This window comes from Arthrobacter methylotrophus, from assembly GCF_039539965.1.
In the GTDB taxonomy this organism is placed as follows: domain Bacteria; phylum Actinomycetota; class Actinomycetes; order Actinomycetales; family Micrococcaceae; genus Arthrobacter; species Arthrobacter methylotrophus.
Window position 1 is genome coordinate 1,835,653 of sequence record NZ_BAABED010000001.1, and the last position, 18,134, is coordinate 1,853,786.

An 18,134-nucleotide genomic window follows, 5' to 3' on the forward strand; every position below is an offset into this window, starting at 1 on the left:
AGCCGTAGAAAGACAGGAACATGCAAGAGGGGCAAAAGCTTGCAGGGCGCTACACACTCGAGCGAAGACTTGGCAAAGGCGGAATGGGCGAGGTCTGGTTGGCACGCGATGGCGAACTGAACCGCCCGGTTGCCATCAAATGCCTGAGCGAAGGTGCGGCCCCGGGGCCCGGGTATCGGCGACGACTCGAACTTGAGGCCGAGACCCTTGCAGATCTGGACGACGCACGCATCGTCCCCATCTTTGACAAGTTCATCGAGGCAAATCAGCTGTACCTCGTCATGAAATACATCGAAGGCACCGATCTAGGGGAGGCGGTAAAAACTGGCGCGATTTCCGACGCATCCAAGGTCAGCATCCTCACTGACGTTCTCGAAGCACTTACCTACCTGCACGACGAAAAAGGGGTCGTCCACCGGGATCTGAAACCATCGAATATCCTCTTGGATCGAAAAGGAAGAGCATATGTTGCCGACTTCGGCATCGCACGTTCAGCCCGTGATCCGGAAGCCACCAAATCCATTCACGTCTTCGGAAGCCTGCCCTTCATGGCACCGGAGGTCCGGGCAGGCAAGCACGCCAATAGCAGCTCGGACATCTGGTCGTTCGGCGCCGTCGCCCTGTGGCTCTTCACCGGCAAAGTGCCCGACGGAAATCTTCCACCCGGGCTGTTCGCCGGCGAGCTGACCGCACTGATCCGAGACGCCCTTGGTGCACGGCGCCCGGTCGCATCTGAACTTCTGGAGGCCTTCAAAGCAGTCAAGACAAAAGCAGGGGCTGGCGGCTTGAGCTCAAACACTGCCACTGTTCCGGTTCCAGTAATTCAGACCGGCAAGAGAAGGCGCTGGATTCTCGCCGCCGTCGGCGCCGTGGTCCTTCTTCTTGTGACTGCGATTGCCGCCATTTCGCTCCGCCCCGGGGGCTCGGCAGCACCGTCCTCGCCCCCCGTCGCGGCGCCGACGATCGAGTCTCCATCGGCCACCCCGACCACGGCCACTCCCACTCCCACTCCCACCCCGTCGACGAGTCCAAGCCCGAGCGCGACACCATCTCCGACGCCAAGCGACACGTCGACGGCTCCCGCGCCTGTGGCCGGCCCGTCGTGGGTGTACTTGTCAGATATGCAGCCAATCGAAACTCAGGCTGGGACTGGTTGTACTGGCGGGTGTGCCGGGTTCGTGGCCCGACCGGTCAGTATCGCCGGGGATGTCTACCCCCGTAGTTACCAGATGGGCCTCCTGAACGACGGAACGGAGAGCACATCACAGTGGAATGCCTACACGAAATGCACGAGTCTTGAGGCCACCATAGGACTGGATGACAGCTCAGCCTCCGTGACCGCCAGATTCGTCCTGGAACGGGAAGGCGGTACATCAGAAGAACTGGGAGTGCTGACAACGGGGGTAGCCAAGAAGGTCAAAGTCGACCTGACAGGTGTCTTCCGCTTCAAACTTGTCGCATATCTGACCCCAAAGGTGACCGGCAACGTCTATAAGGTATCCGCCTGGGGTGACGTGAGAATGCTCTGCTCTGCACTGCCGACACCGGGCTCCTGAGCAGACCTCCACGTTTCCCGGCGTCATAGCGGTTCTGCCGCACACACATCTAGCATGACCACATCAGCCCGCCAGCCCAAAGGCGTTCCCGTCGGCGGCCAGTTCGCCGCCACAGCCCACGCAGAACCGTCCGTCGCGCTCCGTGCGCCGGCGGTCCAATCCGAGTTTGTCACCGACCGGCTCCACAACCTAGGGCTCCTCGACCAGCTCACCGACGACCAAATCCACGGCGTCACTACGAAGCTCAACGATTCCCTGGACTTCACCGACCGCAATATCGAAGAGACCGCCGAGCTGGTGCACTTCCTGGACCACGGCTACTCGATCCAAACCGCCCGGGAAGCCCAGGCCGGCGTGAGCAAACTGCGCGAGCTGGGTCTGACGGATGAGGCCGACTCCCTTGAGCTCATCCGGACAGCGCAGGTCGCCAAGGCCCTGCACGCGCCCCGGCATGCTCTCGCCCAGGCCGAGCCAGTCCCGGACGGCAAAACGGAGCCCGTGCCACTGGGCGATCCGCGGCTGCAGTCCGGCGAAGTCTTCGACAGGGTCAAAGTCCACGACATAGTCTTCAACCACGCCTCCATCAGCGGCTACCCGCAGGACACCCAGGCGATACGGTTCCAGGCCAACCGGCCCCTCACCGATGCCGAGGCCTACACACTCTCCGGCGTCGTCGGCTACGCCAACAGCTCAGCGATCGGCGGCGAACCGCTGGACGACCCGTCCGTCGGCCCGCAGCGCGACACCCCTTACTCCTTCATCGCCAGCATCGACACGAACAAGGGCCGGCAGGGGAACTTCGAGAAGTTCGAAACCATGCTCCCGGAGCTGATCGCCAACGGGTCAGCGCCCCGGTCCACCAAGGGCGGCACCCGCGCCATTGAACCGTTCGGGGACCCGGACCTGAAGCTCGAGGTCTACTACGCCGAATAGTCATGTCCACGGCATTTATACCTCCGGGAAGATCTATCCACACCTCCGCACACATGAGGGCTGTCCCGCTGCAGGATGCGGTGCAAACCGCGCCCTGCAGCACCACCCCACACCAAGGAAGACCACTCTTGAGTAATCCCGCCTTCACCCGGAAGGAAAATTCCTTCCGGACCGCACCGCTCGACGGCGCCACCATGACGTACGATGACGTCATCGTCAAAACCCTCCTCACCATGGGCGTGCTGGTCGCCACCGGCGTTGTGGGCTGGATGTTCCCCGCCCTTGCCCCGGTCGGGGCCGGCGTCGCGTTCATCATCGGACTCGTCGCCGTCTTCAAGCGCAACCCGTCCGCGGTGCTGACCCTGGCTTATGCGGCGTTTGAGGGCCTGGCCGTCGGCGGCGTGTCGAAAATCTTCGAGACGACGTACCCGGGCATTGTGCTGCAGGCCGTCATTGGCACCGTTGCGGTCCTCGGTGCCACCCTCGTGGCTTTCAAGTTCGGCGGTTTCCGGGCAACACCGGCGATGATGAAGATGCTCCTGGTGGCCATGATCGGCTACCTGGTCTACAGCGTCGTGAACCTGATGCTCGTCGCTTTTCACGTCGTGAACACGCCCTTCGGGATCAGCTCGATGCACATCCCCGGCACCTCGATTCCGATCGGCGTCGTCGTCGGGCTTGTTGTGGTCGTGATGGCCGCGTTCAACTTCATCGTCGACTTCACTGTGATCGAGGACGACGTCAAAAGCGGGGCACCGGCGAACCAGGCCTGGTACAACGCCTTCGGTCTGATGCTGACCATCGTCTGGCTCTACCTGGAAATGCTGAAGCTGCTTGCATTGCTCAGGGGCGACGACTAAGAACGAGTCTCCAAAGCGACCCGATCCGCACACTGTGGGTCGGGTCGTTTTTCTTTGGAAGGGACCGGTTCTCGGACGCGTGGAGCGATGCCCGGAAGGCCGCACACATAGAAGTCAACGAACCACCGATCTACGAAGGAGCCCGCCAATGTCCGCATCATCCAGCCGCCGCCCGGCAGCGAAGCCATGCACCCCCTATCCTGCCGGACAGTCCACGCCGTTGACGTTGACGGTCAACGACCTCTCCGTTCTGATCGTCGCCCGGCGCCGCCACGACGAGAAATGCTACGACCGGGACAACTGCCCGCGCCGTGACGGCCATGCGCTGGAGAGCTTTGAAGCCTCAGTCCGCAAAACCCTCGGCGCCCTGGTGGACGCCCACGCTGCACAGGAGATCTGAGCCATGTCCTCCGAGTCCAACACCTGCATGCCCTCCCGTCGTGGCCTGTTCGAAATCGAACGCGAGCTCCTGACGGCCGCAACCGAGTCAACACCGGTTGTTGCTCACCTCGTGGCCGTCCCGGACCTCGAAGCTGACATCACCGAAGAGCTGCCCCGCTGCAAGGGCTGCAACACACGGATGCGCCCGCAAGGCACCACCGAATCCCAGTACCCGGGGACCTTCCCGGCCTGGGGCGACAACCAGTGCCGCGTCTGCGACTACGTCGCCTGCGGCAAGGACCCCGCCGACCGCTTCATCTCGGTCGAACGGGTCGGCTACCTGACCAGCCTCCGAACCAGCATCGAACGGGACCGCCAACGCCGCGGCATCCCCGCTGAAGGCAGCCTCGCCGGACGCACCCCCATCACCGAATTTCTCGAACAGATCAGCTAAGAAAGAACCCAGTCGTGAGTACCATCCCAGAAACCCCGAAGCCGCTCTGCCTCTGCATCGACTGCAACCGGCCCATGCGTCCCCGCGGTGTGCTCCTCAAGGAGATGCCCGGCACGATGGCGTGGGGTCACTCGGGCAAGTGCAAGTCCTGCGTCCAGCCCAACGGGCCCACTGACCGGAACAAGACCCCGCGGCAGCCGGCGAAGCCGGTGGTCACAGCCGAGACCGCACCGCCTCTTCCTAACGGGCGCAAAGACGTGCACCTCGAACACACCATCGCGGGTCTGAACTCGTTCATGGCCGCCCGTGAACGGCGCCTTCGCATCCAGGCCTCCAAGGCCGTTGCACAGAGTCCCCTGAGGAGGACCGCATGACCGCTCTGCATATTGGCCGATCCTTTACCGGCACCCCGGTAGAGGACAACTGCCCCTGCCCCAAGGCGCCCTGCGGTCTGGTGGACGTCGAGAACGTCCACCCCGCCTGCGACCAGCATCCGTTCGAGCACGCCAAAACGATGCGCCAGGGCCACCCGGCGGACCAATGCCCGGAACTGACCGACGGCGCCTGGGCCGATCTGAAGCTCGGGACCCTGGATTCGATCATCGCTTACATGGAAGCAACCGAGGAGGACGCATGGCGGGTAGACACGGTTCGCTCAGCCGACGGCACCACCAACTGCTTCTTCGGGCACCTGTTCAATATGGGCGTCAACGATGCGCGCGGGAACGCTCTCTGGAGCGGTTTCGAAAACCTCTGGGCCTCGACTTATATGGTCTATCCGATCAACGACGGTGCGGATTCCCGCTACCCGCAGGCCACCCCGAAACAGCGTGTTTTGGCGTACCTGCGAGACCTGGACTCCGGGGCCGCGAAAAACACCCAGCAGCTCCTGGAAGAGGACTACGCCTACTACCTTGCCGGGGAGAAGGAAATGGGCGCCCGAACCATCTGAGGACACCCGTCGCCTCCGGTCCCGCATAGGACTTTTACCAGCACGATCTCACCGGGAAGGAAACCATGACCGCCGCACGCTACGCCCAAGGCACCACCGTGGACAGCTCCGCATCCCGGGCCGAAATCGAGCGGACACTCACCCGCTACGGGGCGACATCCTTCATGTACGGCTGGGAGGAGACCCGGGCCGCTCTGGCTTTCACTGCCAACGGCCGACAGGTCCGTTTCATCCTGCCGCTGCCTGACAAAAACGATCGCAGGTTCACGCACACTCCCGCGAAAAACCAGCGGCGTACCCCGGAAGCAGCGGAAAAGGAATACGAAGCAGCGGTCCGCCAGTCCTGGCGCGCCCTGAACCTGGTCGTGAAGGCCAAGCTCGAGGCGGTCGCCGCCGGCATCGTGTCCTTCGAACAGGAATTTCTGGCCCACATTGTCTTGCCCAATGGGCGGACCGTGTTCGAGGAGACCAAAGCGGGAATTGAGCTGGCTTACACCACAGGGACCGTCAAACCGCTCCTGCAGATCGAAGGCTGAACCTTGCTGAACAACGGCCGAAGCTGCGCCAGGGACGGACTCGCCTATAACGGCTGCTCCTGTTGCAACAGTCCCGGCAGCCGCCGACGGGCCAAGAAATCCGCGAAAGCCAAAGAAAAGAAAGCCGCCATGCGCCACGAACGCACTGCCGGCTCCTACTGAAAGAAGAACGAACGACCATGTCACACCTGCACACACTCGGCGAATACCGGGACGCTATCGAGCAGTTCGCGATCTACCCGGAAGCCGGCACCGGTTCGCACCGGGCACGGCGCCACGTCACCCTGGGCCTGTACTCGGAACTGATCGGCGCTGTAGCCGCCGACTACCAGAAGGCCGAACGGGATGACGCCGGGGACTTCACCCCGGACCGGCTCATCGACCTGCAGCGTCAGATGGGTGACGCCCTTTGGTACATCACCCGCAGCATCGTCGAGTTCGACACCCACAACGCCGGCCTGATCTGGGGCAAGTCCCTGGCCGAACTGCAGAAGTCCGTCCATGTCGAGCGCAGCGTCATCGAAGCGTTCATGCCGGTGCCTCGCGCTGTTGTCCAGACCGACTTCACCCAGTGGGGCGACGTCCTGGCTCTCCTGCACCTGCTCGGCATCACCGCGGCCCGCCACGGCTGGTCCATCCAGGACCTGGCGTTCGCGAACGTCGCCAAGCTCAAGGACCGTGCCGAGCGCGGTGTCCTGCAGGGCGCGGGCGAATACAGGTGACAACCATCGAGGCCGTGGACACCCTGGACGTGCAACTGAAGATGCTCGACCAGGGCATCGAAGCGCCCTCTTACGCGAAGCCCGGGGATGCCGGCGCGGACCTGCGCACTACCATCGACGTCACCTTGGATCCGGGGGAACGCAAGCTCGTTCCGACCGGTGTCGCCGTCGCCCTTCCGTTCGGGACTGTCGGGCTGATCCACCCGCGTTCGGGCCTTGCCGCCAAACATGGCATCACCGTCGTGAACTCTCCGGGAACCATCGACGCCGGTTACCGGGGTGAGATCTCGGTCTGCCTGCTGAACACGGACAAACACAAGCCCGTGGAATTCAAGCGCGGAGATCGGATCGCCCAGCTGGTCATCCAACGGATCGAAATCGCTTCATTCATCCAGGCCGCGGAGCTTCCCGACTCGGAACGTGGCGCCGAAGGATTCGGGTCCACAGGCGGTTTTACCCTCCCGTAGCAACCCGCGAAGGGCCCGGATCGTTCGTCGAACCGGGCCCTTCGTGCCCTGACCTGCGGAAATGTCAGCTTCGCGGCGAAGTATTTTCCCGCTAGGCGCTTGCCAAACTGTCGGATGCTGCTGCTAATGTGTGGAATGCAGCACGTCAGGAAAGACCGTAGGGTGACCTGACAAGCCTTGAATCAGAATATGCAGCAGCCGACTACCTAACGGAAAAGGTCTGCCACAAGAAGAAGCCCCGGAACCTGCAACGTTCCGGGGTTTCTTTGCGTCCGGGGCCAATGACCCCTCCGCCGTTCATGTGTACGGCCAAGCCACGAACCGAGCGGTGAAAGCATTCCGGTGCCCCGCAGACATTGGGTGTACCGGCAGGGAGCCGGGAACCACCGGCACCGAATACACGATCAGCTCGGACCGGTACGGCTACGTCAAGCTGACCCCGGCCGCCGAGTAGACAAACAGAAGCCCCGGAGCGATTCCCGCTCCGGGGCTTCCTCGTTGCCCGGGGAGCCCCGGTTCTGAAGTCCTAGGAAACAGTGTGGTTGGTGCGAAGTTCCTGCGCGACTGATGCGACGTACCTGGTGTGGTTCCATCCGCGGGTCAACACCGCGGCGGTGGCAAGGTCAACGGCGATGCCCTTGTTCTGCAGCACGGCCAGGAAGGTGGCGTTCACGACGTCATCCCAGAAGACCCGGGCTTCGTCCTTGCTGACGTTGTCCGGAAGAGTGCCGTGGCCTGCGGTCCGCTCCAGTTTCTTGCGGATCGGGATGAGGCCAAGCCACAGCGCGAGGTTGACGCCCAGGAACACCAGCGGCGGGGTTTGCTGGACCATCATTCCGATGATTATGACCAGGGACCCGATCGAGATGGCGAGGGACATCAGCATGGTTACGAGCAGGCTGCCCAGGGTGCCGGTCTTTTCGGCGTCTTCGACCGTGGTTTCGACATAAGCTTTTCGGGCGCCGCGGATCCATACCTTGGGGGAGCCGAGACGTGTTTCCACTGCGGCTTCGGCGAGCTTCAGCTCCTCCGGGTGCGCCTCACGCAGCGATGAGATCACCGCGGCGTCCTGACGGAAACGGTCCAGGATGTAGCGGTGCTGCGCGGCGAGCTTCAGTTCGGCGCCATCCAGCTGAGCCGCGGCGTCAGCGGTCTGCGCCACCGTAGCAAGCGGCCTGGCCGGTGTCACGACGGATTCGAGGCCAGTGGTGCGGATCCCGTAACGGGGGGATCCGTCCTCCAACATGTACTCCGGGTTGTTGCGGATCATGCGGCTGCCTTCCGTGAGGCGGCAAGCTCGTCGGCTTCCTTCACAGTCGCCGGGCTGTAGCCGGTCAGGGCGTTCACGGCCAGGCCGATGAGGATGGCCCGGTCGGTGCCGCCCACAGTCAGGTGGCGCCGGAGAGCTTCCAGGCCACGGGTGTGACGCCTCGTCTCCTGGTCGATGCTGTCCACAGGGGCTGTCTCGCGCAGTGCGTTGCCGGCCACGCGGATCATGAATTCGGTGTCCGAACCGCCGCCAAGCAGGTGCTGCTTGATGCCGGTCAGGGCACGGGACTGCAGGTACAGGCGGGCGTTCTGCCGGGCGGCGGGGATCTGTGCCGGGGAAGGAACGGCGGTCAGGGTGGTCATGGAGGTCCTCGTCTCGAGCTCGGGTGCTTCTTACCCGTCATGTGTGCGGCGAGGCGCTCCGCTCTCTCCCTCCGGGGGCTAAGCGGCCGCGCCGGCCAGTTCCCGAATTTCGGCTCTTGTGGCCCGGGCCACCGCGACCTTCAGGGTGGATACCGTCCCGTGCTCCGGGTTGCCCTTGATGAACCCGTCAATCCAGATCCAGCGGTTCTCGTTCAACGTGGAGTAGTGCTGGTTGCGCCAGTGGCCCCGGACCCAATGCGCCCGCATCGGCGTCCGGCCTTCACGGGCCGCGGTCGCTTCGTCAGCCTCGTACCGGGCGTACTCGGGGTGCCGGAGATAGACGCGGCGGAGGTTGTCGCCCAGACTGCGCTTAGTCCGCGGCGTGATCTTCGGGTCGCGAGCTGCGGGCTCGTCCGCTGTCAGAGGTGAGCGCAGCAGCGCAAAATGTGCCTGCAGCAGGCGGACAACTCCGTTGTCAGGGTTGGCCGAAACACCTGCGTGCGTAATCCACCCAGGGTAGAGAGCCAACCGGCCAGGAATCTTCATATGGGATGCGCTGTTCTTGTCCTCACTCCAGAATCGGGTGATGAGCCAAACGTGCTCTCCGGTGTCGAAGAGATGCCACGAGAGCGCCCGCGCCTGCCGAATCGGAGGCTGGCCTTCTGTTGCGTCAATATCGATAGGCTCCTCGAAAACAAGCAGTCCGGTCGGCGCAGCGGCGTCCGCAGCTGTGATTGTGTTCGCCGGCGCCGATGCGGCCATAGCCAGCGCCATCATTGAATAATCGGTCGAGCAAAAAGTCGGCGTTGACCGCCGGATGGCATCGCGCTCGGCGTCGACGGCAGGCTTGAGTCGTGGGTAGAGTCCGCGGATCCGCTCCTCAAGAGGGACAGCGCCGAAGCCTTCGGCGTGCTTCAGAGACATCACGTGCTCTGTCATGATGAATTCAAAGGCGTTTTTGGTCGAGATCCACGATGAGATGTCTTCCTGGATCTCCAGCGTGCGTGCCTGTGGGATGGGCCTCGGCTTTGCCATATCAGCCTACTTTCCTGCGAGGGGGGCGGCTGCGGGTGAACCCGGGCCTACGGATACAGGCCATGTGTGCGGCGCGCCCGGGTTCCCTCGTCAGACGCCATTGCCGCTGCAGCCGTACACAGATAGGGCATGACCACAATCCACGCCCGACAGCCAAAGGGCATTCCCGTCGGCGGCCAGTTCGCCCCCGGCACCCATTCGGAGGCCGCCGTCACCCTGCCCCGGCAATGGGACACCATCCCGGACCTGATCGAACTCACCCAGGAAACCGAGCGCGTTCTGAACTCGCTGCGGGCCGCCGGCGGCCGCCCGCTGATCGTCGGCGGCGCCGTCCGCGACGGGCTGCTCTCCCGCACCCGGGGCGGATCGGTCGATTCAATGGACGTCGACATCGAGGTGTACGGGCTCTCCAAGGAAGAAGTCCGCAGGGCCTTGCCGGGAGATGTCAACGAATTCGGCCAGGACTTCGGGGTGTTCAACACCTCCCTCAACGGCCAGGACTTTGACGTCGCCCTGCCCAGGCAGGACAACAAGACCGGGGGACGGCCACCGCGGCTTCGTCGTCGACACCGACCCGGATATGCCGTTCGAGACTGCCTTCGCCCGCCGCGACTTCACCATGAACGCGATGGGCTGGGACTCCGCGACCGGGGAGCTCGTGGATCCGCTCGGCGGCCGCGCCGACCTGGAAGCCGGCATCCTCCGCCACCCTTCGGAGCACTTCAGTGAGGACCCGCTCCGGGTGCTGCGAGGTGTCCAGTTTGCCGGGCGTTTCGACATGGAACTGGCACCCGAGACGGCAGAACTGTGCCGGGAGATGGCGCCGGCGTTCGACCAGTTGCACAAGGACGGCATCTGGAAGCAATTCCGCAAGCTCAGCACCCAAGGCACCCATATCTCCAAGGCGCTGGAGGTCCTGCATGCGTCCGGCTGGGAGTCGCATTTCCCCGGCCTGGCGGCGACACGCGGCGTGCCCCAGGACCTGCGCTGGCACCCTGAAGGCGACGTGAACGTGCATCTCGGGCTGGCCGGCGACCAGGCGGCCGCGATCGCCCGCCGGGAAGGACTCGACGAGGAAGACACCTCCATTCTGGTCCTGGCCGCGATCACGCACGACTTCGGCAAAGCTCACTCCACCAAGGTCAAGGAGGACGGCTCCATCACTTCCGCCGGCCACCACGAAACCGGCGTTGAACCGGCGAAAGATTTCCTGGAACGGATCGGCGCCCCTGGCCGGTACCACGAGAAGATCCTGCCCCTGATCCGGGAGCACATGTGCCACACCCCGGGCGGCGGCGTCGAGGTCAGTCCCTCTGCGGTGCGCCGGCTGCTGCGGCGTCTGGATCATGCCGGCGGCGGCCCGACCCTGGAGCAGTGGTCGCTGCTGGTCGAAGCCGACAAGGCTGGCCGCGGTGAGGGCGCCCGCAAAGGAGTGGACCACCTGCCGGACTGGCTGTCCATTGCCGAACGGCTAGGGAACGAGAAGGCCATCAGCACGACACTGCTCAAAGGTCCGCACCTGGCCGAGGCCGGGATCCCGCAAGGGAAGCTGTGGGGAATCATCGTGACCCAGTCCCAGGAAGCCCAGGACGACGGCGTGTTCGATGATGAGGCAGGGGTCAAGGAGTGGCTGGCCGCCAACCAGACCGAGATCCTGAAGGAAGCAGATCGACGCCTGCAAAAAGCCAAGGCAGAGCACGCGAAGAAGAAAGCTGCCCAGACGATCCTCCTGAAAGCAAAGCAGGAAGAGCAGAAGGCTGCCGCGAAAGCCCTCAAGGATGCAAGGCATGAAACTGACCTGGCAGCGGGTGCTAGGTCATAGGTCCGGACATAGCAAGAGACCGGCCAGTCACGTGGGCTGACCGGTCTCTTGTTGAGGCTTAGAGAGCCTGGATGTTCTCCGCCTGGGGTCCCTTGGGGCCCTGGGTGATGTCGAACTGAACCTTCTGGTTCTCTTCCAGGGAGCGGTAACCGCTCGAGGCGATTGCCGAATAGTGTGCGAACACGTCAGCGCTTCCGTCGTCGGGGGCAATGAAACCAAAGCCCTTTTCGGAGTTGAACCACTTGACAGTACCTGTTGCCATGCTGATTTCCTTCACGGGTCGCTGGTCGGTTCCGCTCGTCGGATTACCGTCCCGGCCACTCACAAGCTTGAGCCTATGTGCGGCCTGCGGCCGCCGCAAGAAATTGCGTTAGAAGCGGAAGTGACTTGTGCATGACATCTATGCAGCAACAGACGGTGAGCCAGCCTCATAGATGGGCAGGCCGGCCCCGCTCAAGTCGTAGCTTTTCAACCCGACGCCTTCCAGGAACACCAGCGGCAGCGCCACCATGAAATCGCTGCCTGCCCGTGACAGGACAGCCCCGTCGCCCAGGAACGTCAGGCGCAACAGAGGTTCCTGGCGAATCATCCGGATCAGGTCCATGTGGGGCACGACAGCGGACGCTTCCCCAGTCGCGTCGACCCATGCCCGGACGGGGGCGGAGCCTCCGAGACTGATGCTGGATTGCCGGTAACCGGACAGGACCGGGATCTTCAGAGTGCTCATGCCCGCAATGTGTGCGGCGGGACCGCCTGCGCTACCCGGAGTTCAGCCATACCGGATCGAAATGCTTGCCAAACTAGCCCGCTGGGATGCTATTCCGAAGTCTGTGAAATCACCGAGAATCCTTCTGCCAAGGCACACCACCCTTTCTTTAGATTGCCTTGCACATTAATGTGCGAAGTGGTGCTGAGGGGCAGCTCGTACCGCAACCAATCCGGACAAATCATTGGGGAAATATGTCCAAAAACCCGAAGGAAACTGGTGAGCTAAACGATAGACCGGAGATGACGGACAAACCCGTGCCGGTCCAGGACACGGAAGAGGATGGGGTACCCTTCATCCCGGAAAGGGTCAGGAACGCCTACAAGCCAGTTGATGGATTCTGGCGGAATCCGGACTACTGGCCGTAGCGAGGTCGTAAGACGGCGGGGAGGACCCCAACCCTCTCCGCACACATGGTTGGCATGACGATCACCGCACCCGAACGACGGGACCAGTCCACCGTTTTCATGAAGGCGCTGGAACTCCAGTACCGGACATTTCTGCCCGAAAAGTCCTACGCGGTGATCCGCGTCGACGGCAAGGGGTTCTCCAAATACACGCGCCGCCTACAGCGCCCGTTCGACCCGAAATTTACCCGGGACATGCAGTGCACGGCCCAGTACCTGTGCGAGAACATCGACGGAGCCGTGTTCGCCTATACCCAGTCAGATGAGATCTCCGTGGTGATCTCCGACCTCGGCAACGCCAACACCCAGGCATGGTTCGGCGGGCAGGTGCAGAAGATCGTCTCCACGTCGGCGGCCCTGGCGACCGCCAAGTTCAACCGGCTCCGCCCGGAGGAGGATGCGCTGGCGCTCTTCGACGGGCGCACCCATCACCTTGACGGTGTGGAGGGGGTGCTGGAATACGTGCGGTGGCGGCAGGCCGACGCGATGAAAAACAGTGTCGGAATGCTCGCCGCCCACCACTTCAGCCACAGGACCCTGACCGGGGTGCCGGTGCGGGAGCGCAAGGCCATGCTTGCCGACAAGGGCATCTACTGGGACGGGCTGGACCAGGCCGTGAAGCAGGGAACCCTCGTTCGCAGGGTGCCCACCGAAGAGACAGTGACGTACTGGCACACGAAGCTGCACGAATTCAAGACGCTCAATGTTCAGCGCAACGTCTGGACGCCGGTTGCGGCACCGTTCTTTGATTCCGCGGAGTCACTCGGCCTGGCCGGCTAGGGTTCCTGGCACTAGGGGGCGGAAACAAAAGTGCCAGCCCGGTTACGCCGGGCTGGCACGCAGTCTTTGATGGATCAGAGAGGCCGCTTTGCGATCTTCCGGACCCACGCCGGGCTCTCAAGCCCCTGCTTCTTGTCCGTGGACAGCCGGAGACGGGCAGCCCGCACGATGACACGTTCCTGCGCCGGGCTTACTTTACGCTTCTGCGCTTCGCCGGTGGCCTTCTTTTCGGCAACTGTGCTCATGGGTCGACCTCCTTCGAGTCTTCGCTTTCTCCATTGTCCGGCATTTCCGAAAGCAAATCCAGTGTCGCCTCGCCCTCCTGCAGGGGCTTCCTCCACGCCTCTTCGAGGATCTGGGCCTCTTCCGGGCCGGCCAGTTTGCTGGTATTCAGAGCTTCCAGAACCGCAAGACCAACTTCCTGCTTTTCCGCTTTTTCGTCAAGGGCCGAGTCCAACGCCCATTGCGCCCGACGCCACCACTCCGCCCGGTTGTCGGCACGGCGCTTCTGCCACAGGGCGGCAGCTGCGATGAGGGCCGCTACGGTCGCTGCAAGCAAAGGCGCGAACGCTGCCCATACCTGCCAGTCCGCCGCCGGGGCATTGTGGACGAACACGTCGATCGGGCTCGGGGATGGAGTCGAGTTCACCGCACCAGCCTAAGCGGCAGCGACGGCGGCAAGGGGACTTCGGGCTGCGAGTCCATCGCAGCTTGCGGTCGTTTGTCTGCTGATCCCGCCTCACGGATTTCGTCGAGAACCTCGTCCAGACTGTGCGCCAGACGGATCGCTTCGATCCGGGAGATGGACATCTTCTCGGCGATCTTCCGCCACGGAACCCGCTTGGCCCGGTCAGCCTTGATCTCCGCCGCGTAGGAACGGGCAACCACGACCGACGTCGGAAAACCGGGCGAGTTCGGGTGTTTCAGCGGCCGCGGATCCAGTGGCGGCGGGGCCAGGCGGGCAGGCGCGAGCATCCAGGTCGAAGATTTCATGCCTCGAATGTGTGCGGCAGCCCACTTTCCCGGCGACGTGCTCCTCGGCGGACTATTTTGGCCCCGACCGTGGCACGGTGTCCGGCTCGAACTGTCATTCCCGCTGGGAATCGGCGCACCAACTACGATTCGAGATGACCAACCACTGAGGGGAACCAATGAAGCGCTCCACAATTCTTTCCGCATTGGCCGCGTTGCCATTCCTGGCTGTGGCTCTGGCCGGGTGCGGCCCGTCGCAAAACGCGGATGCTTGCAAGCTGTACGAGTCGGCTCAGAACAGCCTGGAATCGGCCGTGAAGGCCCAGCAGGCAGGGGCTTTGAGCCAGGCGGATGTTCGTGCGGAGTTCGCAAACCTGCCCGACGGCATCAAGGCTGCAGCGGACAGGGCGCACGGGGATGTCCTTGTGGTGATGCAGAAGTCCTACCAATATGCGACCACCTACCAGCAGTCCCAGACCCAGGACAACGGCACAGCCTTCTTCCTGCAGAGGAACGACGTCGTGACGAGTTGCAAAAATGACGGTGCGGAAATCCATCTGAATGGATAGGTCAGGTCCAACATAAAAACCGGGTCGGCAACATTGCCGGCCCGGTCTTGATGTGCGGCCGCAGGAAGTTCCGTAGCAGGGGCCGTAAGGTACCCCCTGGAACGACCTTCGCTTCATCCCGGGGCCAAAAGTTTGAAAACACCCCGGGTGATGACGTGAACGTTCGTCTTATGGCACGTATGTGTGCGGAGGTCCCAGAGTCTCTCACCGCTCCGCGCCGGCCAGATCCTGGAAGCAGGAAAACGGGCCGCAAGAATCGCTAGGTCAACCCGGTTCCTGCGCAGAGGAGAGGGTCAGGTGTGACTCAGGTCGATAAGGCAGAACCTGTTGCCTTCGGTGTCTGCGACCACCACGAAATCCGGATCGTCAGGGTATTGGTCCCATTCGACCCGGCTGCCGCCGAGTTCGCAGACACGGTCGATCATGGACTGTTGCTCATCGGGGTCCTGGACACCAACATCGAGATGCACCCGGGGATGGGCCTGTACAGGTGTGGTGCTTAGCTGCAGAGCGAGCGACGCTCCGTCCCCAGAGCAGGGGTCGAGGGTGCACCAGCGGTCGGTGCGGTGGTGATCCCGCGGCCGGTAGTCCAGCAGTTGGCTCCAGAAGCGCACAGCACGCTCAAGGTCATCGCATCCCAGGACAAGGTATCGGAGTGTAGCCACGGCACATTCTTACACCCCGGCCATGAAGTCCGGAGTCATCTGTGCCGGCTCCGGCTTGAAACGTGCGGTGAGGGAGAGGACGCTCTCCCTGGTCAGCCGTTCGATCCGGTCCTTTTCAGCCAGATGCTCACGGAGTCCGCGAAGGACAGCGCCGCCGCCCGTGCCGGTGATCCCGGTGAATTCCAATGGCGTACCGGCCACATGGACTGTCAACGTGCCGAAGCCAAAGACTGACTGCCACTGGACGAGCCCAATCCGCTCCAGCGCGATGTCGTCGCTGACCTTCCAGATGACCCCGTCGCAGAGGAAGATGAGCCGGGCATCCGTGAGGACGGCCAGTCCGAAGCAGCCTTGGTAGCGGGCCTGCGCCATCGCCTCCACGGCCTCGTCGACCCCGAGCATTTCTTCGAGGCGGGTGAGCTCGCGTCCGCTGCCGGGGGAGAGCCTGGCTTTGGTGCGGGCGGCGGTGATGTCGGGGCGGAGCTGGGTCCGGGCCATGATGATCTCTGTTCTGTGGGGTGCTATCTACCCTGGAACATGCGCAGATACTTCAACTTGGGGGCGTCGGATCCGTTTGCGCGGACTGCCCGGTAGAGCCACGCCTCCGCCTGGTGCCGCGAGCCCACATCAGCAGGCAGTAGCCGACGATAGCGAGGCAAACGACGTTGGCGAGCCAGTCGAGACCGGCGTGGAAGGCGAGGACGCGCAGCATTCCGGCGAACGGGATGTAGTAGACCATCTTGCCGATGATCTGTCCGGGCTTCACTGGCTTGTCCGGGGCCGGGTTCGCGTCTCCCTGGACGATGATCTGGCTCACGTGACCGTCGTTTGAGTCCACTTCGATGACCCGGTGTGTGATCGGGATGCCGCCGGTGATGTTGGTGTCAGGTTGGTAGGCGATGACATCCCCGGATTTGAGGGAATCGGCGGGGACCGGCTGATAGACCAGGATATGCCCAGGGGGCAGACTGGGGGCCATCGAGCCGGTCATGACCGTCAGGGCTTTTCCTCCCGTCAGAGCAGGCAGGACGCCGCCAGCGACAAGCAGCGCCAGCGCGGACCCGAGGGCCACATAGGTAAAAGTGTCGGCAAGGAGGCTCCGAAGGCTCTTTGGAGCGGCTGAGGGATGAGATGGCTCAATAATCTCAGGCATAGCGAGGGTGGTCATGGGTGAGATGTGTGCGGACATCCCATTACTGCTGCCCAGGACTTAGACGGACAGCATCCCCGTGGACGCGAAGCCGGTCAGGGCTTGCAGCGAGCGTTCACGGGCCGCCGGCCATTCCTCGGTGAGCAGGGACAGGATCACGATGTCCCGCCAGGTGCCGTCCACGCGCTGGGATGAGCGCCGTCGGGTGCCTTCGACGGTGAAGCCGAACCTGGTCAGGGACGTCAGGGACCGGTGGTTGCGGGGGTCGACGTCGCATTCGATACGACCGGCGCCGCGGGCGAACAGCCAGTCCAGCAGCGCGGTCTTTACTTCATGGTTCGCCTTCATGCCCCAGAAGGCGGGGTTGATGACGGTCCGGCCGATCTTGGCACGCTCGGTGCGGGCATGGGATTCGGTGATGCCTGTCGTACCGACAAACAAGAGCCCACCGGGAAGCCCGGTGTAGTGGATGGCGAAGATCCGCAGGCCCTCGTAGCGGCGGCGGATATAGGCCACGATTTCTTCGTGTGTTCCGGGGCGGTGGTCGCCGTCGCCGAAGCCCTGGGCCCAGATGTCGTCGTTGGCCAGGATGTGCGCAAGCGGCTCGATGTGGGCGTCAGTGAACGGGCTCAGGACGAAGCGACCCGTGGCGGTGTGAAGGGTCGGCAGGATGTTGGGAAGACGCAGTGCCATGGCGGCCTTTCAGTGCTAGGAGAACGCAACGGAGAGCCGGCCCGCTGGCCGTTCTGACCGCATGTGTGCGGCGCATCCGAAAAGCATCACTGCCGCCGGAAAAATCGAAGTAACTTCCGGGCGAACACTGAGCAACAGGGGTATTAGCCGCACACAGAATGAGCATGACGACCACTTCACGACAGCCCCGCGGCGTCCGGATCGGCGGGCAGTTTGCCCCCACCGCTCACGCCGAACCGTCCCTGACCTCTCTTGCACCTGTCGACACCCGGCCCAACGTCGGCAACGCACCGCTGAATAAGCGCGAGCTGATGGGTCCCGGCACGCTGAATGACCGCAACCCGGCCTGGACTCCGACGGCCATCAAAAAGTTCCTGGGCGAGCCGGACAAGCTGGTCCGCAACCCGGTGTACAGGAACGCCCCCCAGATGCGGATGTTTTTGACGGAACGGGTGGAGGAGATCGAGGCCACCGACGAATGGAAGACCTGGGAGGACGGCTATCTTCGCCGGAGCGCCGCCAACGGCCGCAAGAAACCGGAAGAGGAAAAGACCGCACCGAAGGTTGAGCTGGGTCACGGGCGCAACGGCTTCTACCCGGTCCTGCGGAGGTAATACAGCCTGGCGAGACTGCGTGGGAACCATTCGGGTCCGGCGAGCTATTCAGGATCTTCCGCGCACATGATTTCTGTCCGGATTGAAAGGGCCCGGGTTGACGCTAACACCGGCATGCAGCCCATAGACTGCTCAAGCACCGGAAATGACATGAGGGAGATGCCAGGA

The 18,134-nt window shown here is 63.3% G+C and carries 30 protein-coding genes; 18 read left to right on the forward strand and 12 right to left on the reverse strand.

The window, feature by feature from the left end; all coding sequences use genetic code 11:
* The first annotated feature begins 20 nt into the window (after positions 1–20).
* The 12 genes from ABD884_RS09580 (at position 21) to ABD884_RS09635 (ending at position 7,315) form a co-directional block, all read left to right on the forward strand.
* Positions 21–1,556 (forward strand): serine/threonine-protein kinase, encoded by a 1,536-nt coding sequence (locus tag ABD884_RS09580; protein WP_345044116.1) that lies wholly within the window; start codon positions 21–23, stop codon positions 1,554–1,556.
* A gap of 54 nt (positions 1,557–1,610) precedes the next feature.
* Positions 1,611–2,489 (forward strand): hypothetical protein, encoded by an 879-nt coding sequence (locus ABD884_RS09585; protein WP_345044121.1) that lies wholly within the window; start codon positions 1,611–1,613, stop codon positions 2,487–2,489.
* A 128-nt stretch (positions 2,490–2,617) separates the two neighbouring features.
* A complete protein-coding gene (locus ABD884_RS09590; protein WP_345044125.1) occupies positions 2,618–3,349 on the forward strand; it encodes a Bax inhibitor-1/YccA family protein in 732 nt (243 codons plus the stop codon).
* 148 nt (positions 3,350–3,497) lie between these two features.
* Complete coding sequence (locus ABD884_RS09595) at positions 3,498–3,749, forward strand: hypothetical protein (RefSeq protein ID WP_345044132.1); 252 nt, start codon at positions 3,498–3,500, stop codon at positions 3,747–3,749.
* A gap of 3 nt (positions 3,750–3,752) precedes the next feature.
* Complete coding sequence (locus ABD884_RS09600; RefSeq protein ID WP_345044135.1) at positions 3,753–4,184, forward strand: hypothetical protein; 432 nt, start codon at positions 3,753–3,755, stop codon at positions 4,182–4,184.
* 14 nt (positions 4,185–4,198) lie between these two features.
* On the forward strand, positions 4,199–4,558 hold the full coding sequence (locus ABD884_RS09605; RefSeq protein WP_345044140.1) for a hypothetical protein: 360 nt from the start codon (positions 4,199–4,201) through the stop codon (positions 4,556–4,558).
* Positions 4,555–5,136 (forward strand): hypothetical protein, encoded by a 582-nt coding sequence (locus tag ABD884_RS09610; protein ID WP_345044143.1) that lies wholly within the window; start codon positions 4,555–4,557, stop codon positions 5,134–5,136. Before ABD884_RS09605 ends, ABD884_RS09610 begins: the two co-directional genes overlap by 4 nt.
* A gap of 65 nt (positions 5,137–5,201) precedes the next feature.
* A complete protein-coding gene (locus tag ABD884_RS09615; RefSeq protein WP_345044148.1) occupies positions 5,202–5,672 on the forward strand; it encodes a hypothetical protein in 471 nt (156 codons plus the stop codon).
* 3 nt (positions 5,673–5,675) lie between these two features.
* On the forward strand, positions 5,676–5,834 hold the full coding sequence (locus tag ABD884_RS09620; protein ID WP_345044151.1) for a hypothetical protein: 159 nt from the start codon (positions 5,676–5,678) through the stop codon (positions 5,832–5,834).
* 17 nt (positions 5,835–5,851) lie between these two features.
* Positions 5,852–6,394: a nucleoside triphosphate pyrophosphohydrolase family protein gene (locus ABD884_RS09625; protein WP_345044154.1), complete on the forward strand. Its 543-nt coding sequence runs from the start codon at positions 5,852–5,854 to the stop codon at positions 6,392–6,394.
* Entirely contained in the window at positions 6,385–6,861 is a 477-nt protein-coding gene (gene dut / locus ABD884_RS09630; RefSeq protein ID WP_345054693.1) for a dUTP diphosphatase, read from the forward strand. The genes ABD884_RS09625 and dut overlap by 10 nt, the downstream gene beginning before the upstream one ends.
* 328 nt (positions 6,862–7,189) lie before the next feature.
* Positions 7,190–7,315 (forward strand): hypothetical protein, encoded by a 126-nt coding sequence (locus ABD884_RS09635; RefSeq protein ID WP_345044158.1) that lies wholly within the window; start codon positions 7,190–7,192, stop codon positions 7,313–7,315.
* 72 nt (positions 7,316–7,387) lie between these two features.
* Here ABD884_RS09635 and ABD884_RS09640 read toward each other — a convergent pair whose 3' ends face one another.
* The 3 genes from ABD884_RS09640 to ABD884_RS09650 all read right to left on the reverse strand — a co-directional run bounded on the left by ABD884_RS09640 (position 7,388) and on the right by ABD884_RS09650 (position 9,528).
* On the reverse strand, positions 7,388–8,131 hold the full coding sequence (locus ABD884_RS09640; protein WP_345044161.1) for a hypothetical protein: 744 nt from the start codon (positions 8,129–8,131) through the stop codon (positions 7,388–7,390).
* Positions 8,128–8,493, reverse strand: coding sequence for a hypothetical protein (locus ABD884_RS09645; RefSeq protein WP_345044164.1), 366 nt, complete (start codon positions 8,491–8,493; stop codon positions 8,128–8,130). Before ABD884_RS09645 ends, ABD884_RS09640 begins: the two co-directional genes overlap by 4 nt.
* 78 nt (positions 8,494–8,571) lie before the next feature.
* Positions 8,572–9,528, reverse strand: coding sequence for an AcrVA2 family anti-CRISPR protein (locus ABD884_RS09650; protein WP_345044166.1), 957 nt, complete (start codon positions 9,526–9,528; stop codon positions 8,572–8,574).
* A 129-nt stretch (positions 9,529–9,657) separates the two neighbouring features.
* Between ABD884_RS09650 and ABD884_RS09655 the strand changes: the two genes are divergently transcribed.
* Both ABD884_RS09655 and ABD884_RS09660 read left to right on the forward strand, forming a co-directional pair.
* On the forward strand, positions 9,658–10,257 hold the full coding sequence (locus ABD884_RS09655) for a nucleotidyltransferase family protein (RefSeq protein WP_345044170.1): 600 nt from the start codon (positions 9,658–9,660) through the stop codon (positions 10,255–10,257).
* The gene (locus tag ABD884_RS09660; RefSeq protein ID WP_345054697.1) at positions 10,157–11,350 is read left to right on the forward strand and encodes an HD domain-containing protein; all 1,194 of its coding nucleotides are present in this window, start codon (positions 10,157–10,159) and stop codon (positions 11,348–11,350) included. The genes ABD884_RS09655 and ABD884_RS09660 overlap by 101 nt, the downstream gene beginning before the upstream one ends.
* 58 nt (positions 11,351–11,408) lie before the next feature.
* On the opposite strand, the gene cspE is transcribed toward ABD884_RS09660, so the two are convergent.
* Positions 11,409–11,612 carry a transcription antiterminator/RNA stability regulator CspE gene (gene cspE, locus ABD884_RS09665; protein WP_345044177.1) on the reverse strand — a complete coding sequence of 68 codons (204 nt, stop codon included), beginning with the start codon at positions 11,610–11,612 and terminating at the stop codon, positions 11,409–11,411.
* Positions 11,613–11,750: 138 nt separating this feature from the next.
* Positions 11,751–12,077: a hypothetical protein gene (locus ABD884_RS09670; protein ID WP_345044182.1), complete on the reverse strand. Its 327-nt coding sequence runs from the start codon at positions 12,075–12,077 to the stop codon at positions 11,751–11,753.
* 281 nt (positions 12,078–12,358) lie between these two features.
* Between ABD884_RS09670 and ABD884_RS09675 the strand changes: the two genes are divergently transcribed.
* Positions 12,359–12,484, forward strand: coding sequence for a hypothetical protein (locus ABD884_RS09675; protein ID WP_345044185.1), 126 nt, complete (start codon positions 12,359–12,361; stop codon positions 12,482–12,484).
* A gap of 54 nt (positions 12,485–12,538) precedes the next feature.
* Complete coding sequence (locus ABD884_RS09680) at positions 12,539–13,303, forward strand: tRNA(His) guanylyltransferase Thg1 family protein (protein WP_345044189.1); 765 nt, start codon at positions 12,539–12,541, stop codon at positions 13,301–13,303.
* A 74-nt stretch (positions 13,304–13,377) separates the two neighbouring features.
* Here ABD884_RS09680 and ABD884_RS09685 read toward each other — a convergent pair whose 3' ends face one another.
* Genes ABD884_RS09685 through ABD884_RS09695 form a run of 3 tightly spaced genes read right to left on the reverse strand, consistent with a single transcriptional unit; the run spans position 13,378 to position 14,296 of the window.
* Positions 13,378–13,548, reverse strand: a complete 171-nt coding sequence (locus tag ABD884_RS09685; protein ID WP_345044192.1) for a hypothetical protein — start codon at positions 13,546–13,548, stop codon at positions 13,378–13,380.
* Positions 13,545–13,952, reverse strand: coding sequence for a hypothetical protein (locus ABD884_RS09690; RefSeq protein ID WP_345044197.1), 408 nt, complete (start codon positions 13,950–13,952; stop codon positions 13,545–13,547). The genes ABD884_RS09685 and ABD884_RS09690 overlap by 4 nt, the downstream gene beginning before the upstream one ends.
* The gene (locus ABD884_RS09695; RefSeq protein ID WP_345044202.1) at positions 13,949–14,296 is read right to left on the reverse strand and encodes a hypothetical protein; all 348 of its coding nucleotides are present in this window, start codon (positions 14,294–14,296) and stop codon (positions 13,949–13,951) included. Before ABD884_RS09695 ends, ABD884_RS09690 begins: the two co-directional genes overlap by 4 nt.
* 158 nt (positions 14,297–14,454) lie before the next feature.
* Between ABD884_RS09695 and ABD884_RS09700 the strand changes: the two genes are divergently transcribed.
* Complete coding sequence (locus ABD884_RS09700; RefSeq protein ID WP_345044206.1) at positions 14,455–14,844, forward strand: hypothetical protein; 390 nt, start codon at positions 14,455–14,457, stop codon at positions 14,842–14,844.
* A 293-nt stretch (positions 14,845–15,137) separates the two neighbouring features.
* On the opposite strand, the gene ABD884_RS09705 is transcribed toward ABD884_RS09700, so the two are convergent.
* The 4 genes from ABD884_RS09705 to ABD884_RS09720 are packed head-to-tail and all read right to left on the reverse strand — an operon-like array spanning position 15,138 to position 17,352.
* Positions 15,138–15,509 carry a VOC family protein gene (locus tag ABD884_RS09705; protein ID WP_345044210.1) on the reverse strand — a complete coding sequence of 124 codons (372 nt, stop codon included), beginning with the start codon at positions 15,507–15,509 and terminating at the stop codon, positions 15,138–15,140.
* A gap of 9 nt (positions 15,510–15,518) precedes the next feature.
* The gene (locus tag ABD884_RS09710) at positions 15,519–16,007 is read right to left on the reverse strand and encodes a hypothetical protein (protein ID WP_345044217.1); all 489 of its coding nucleotides are present in this window, start codon (positions 16,005–16,007) and stop codon (positions 15,519–15,521) included.
* Between the two features lie 52 nt (positions 16,008–16,059).
* A complete protein-coding gene (locus ABD884_RS09715) occupies positions 16,060–16,677 on the reverse strand; it encodes a signal peptidase I (RefSeq protein ID WP_345044223.1) in 618 nt (205 codons plus the stop codon).
* 42 nt (positions 16,678–16,719) lie between these two features.
* The gene (locus ABD884_RS09720; RefSeq protein ID WP_345044229.1) at positions 16,720–17,352 is read right to left on the reverse strand and encodes a GNAT family N-acetyltransferase; all 633 of its coding nucleotides are present in this window, start codon (positions 17,350–17,352) and stop codon (positions 16,720–16,722) included.
* 164 nt (positions 17,353–17,516) lie between these two features.
* Here ABD884_RS09720 and ABD884_RS09725 point away from each other — a divergent pair, with 164 nt between their 5' ends.
* Positions 17,517–17,966, forward strand: a complete 450-nt coding sequence (locus ABD884_RS09725; protein WP_345044232.1) for a hypothetical protein — start codon at positions 17,517–17,519, stop codon at positions 17,964–17,966.
* Positions 17,967–18,134 lie beyond the last annotated feature (168 nt).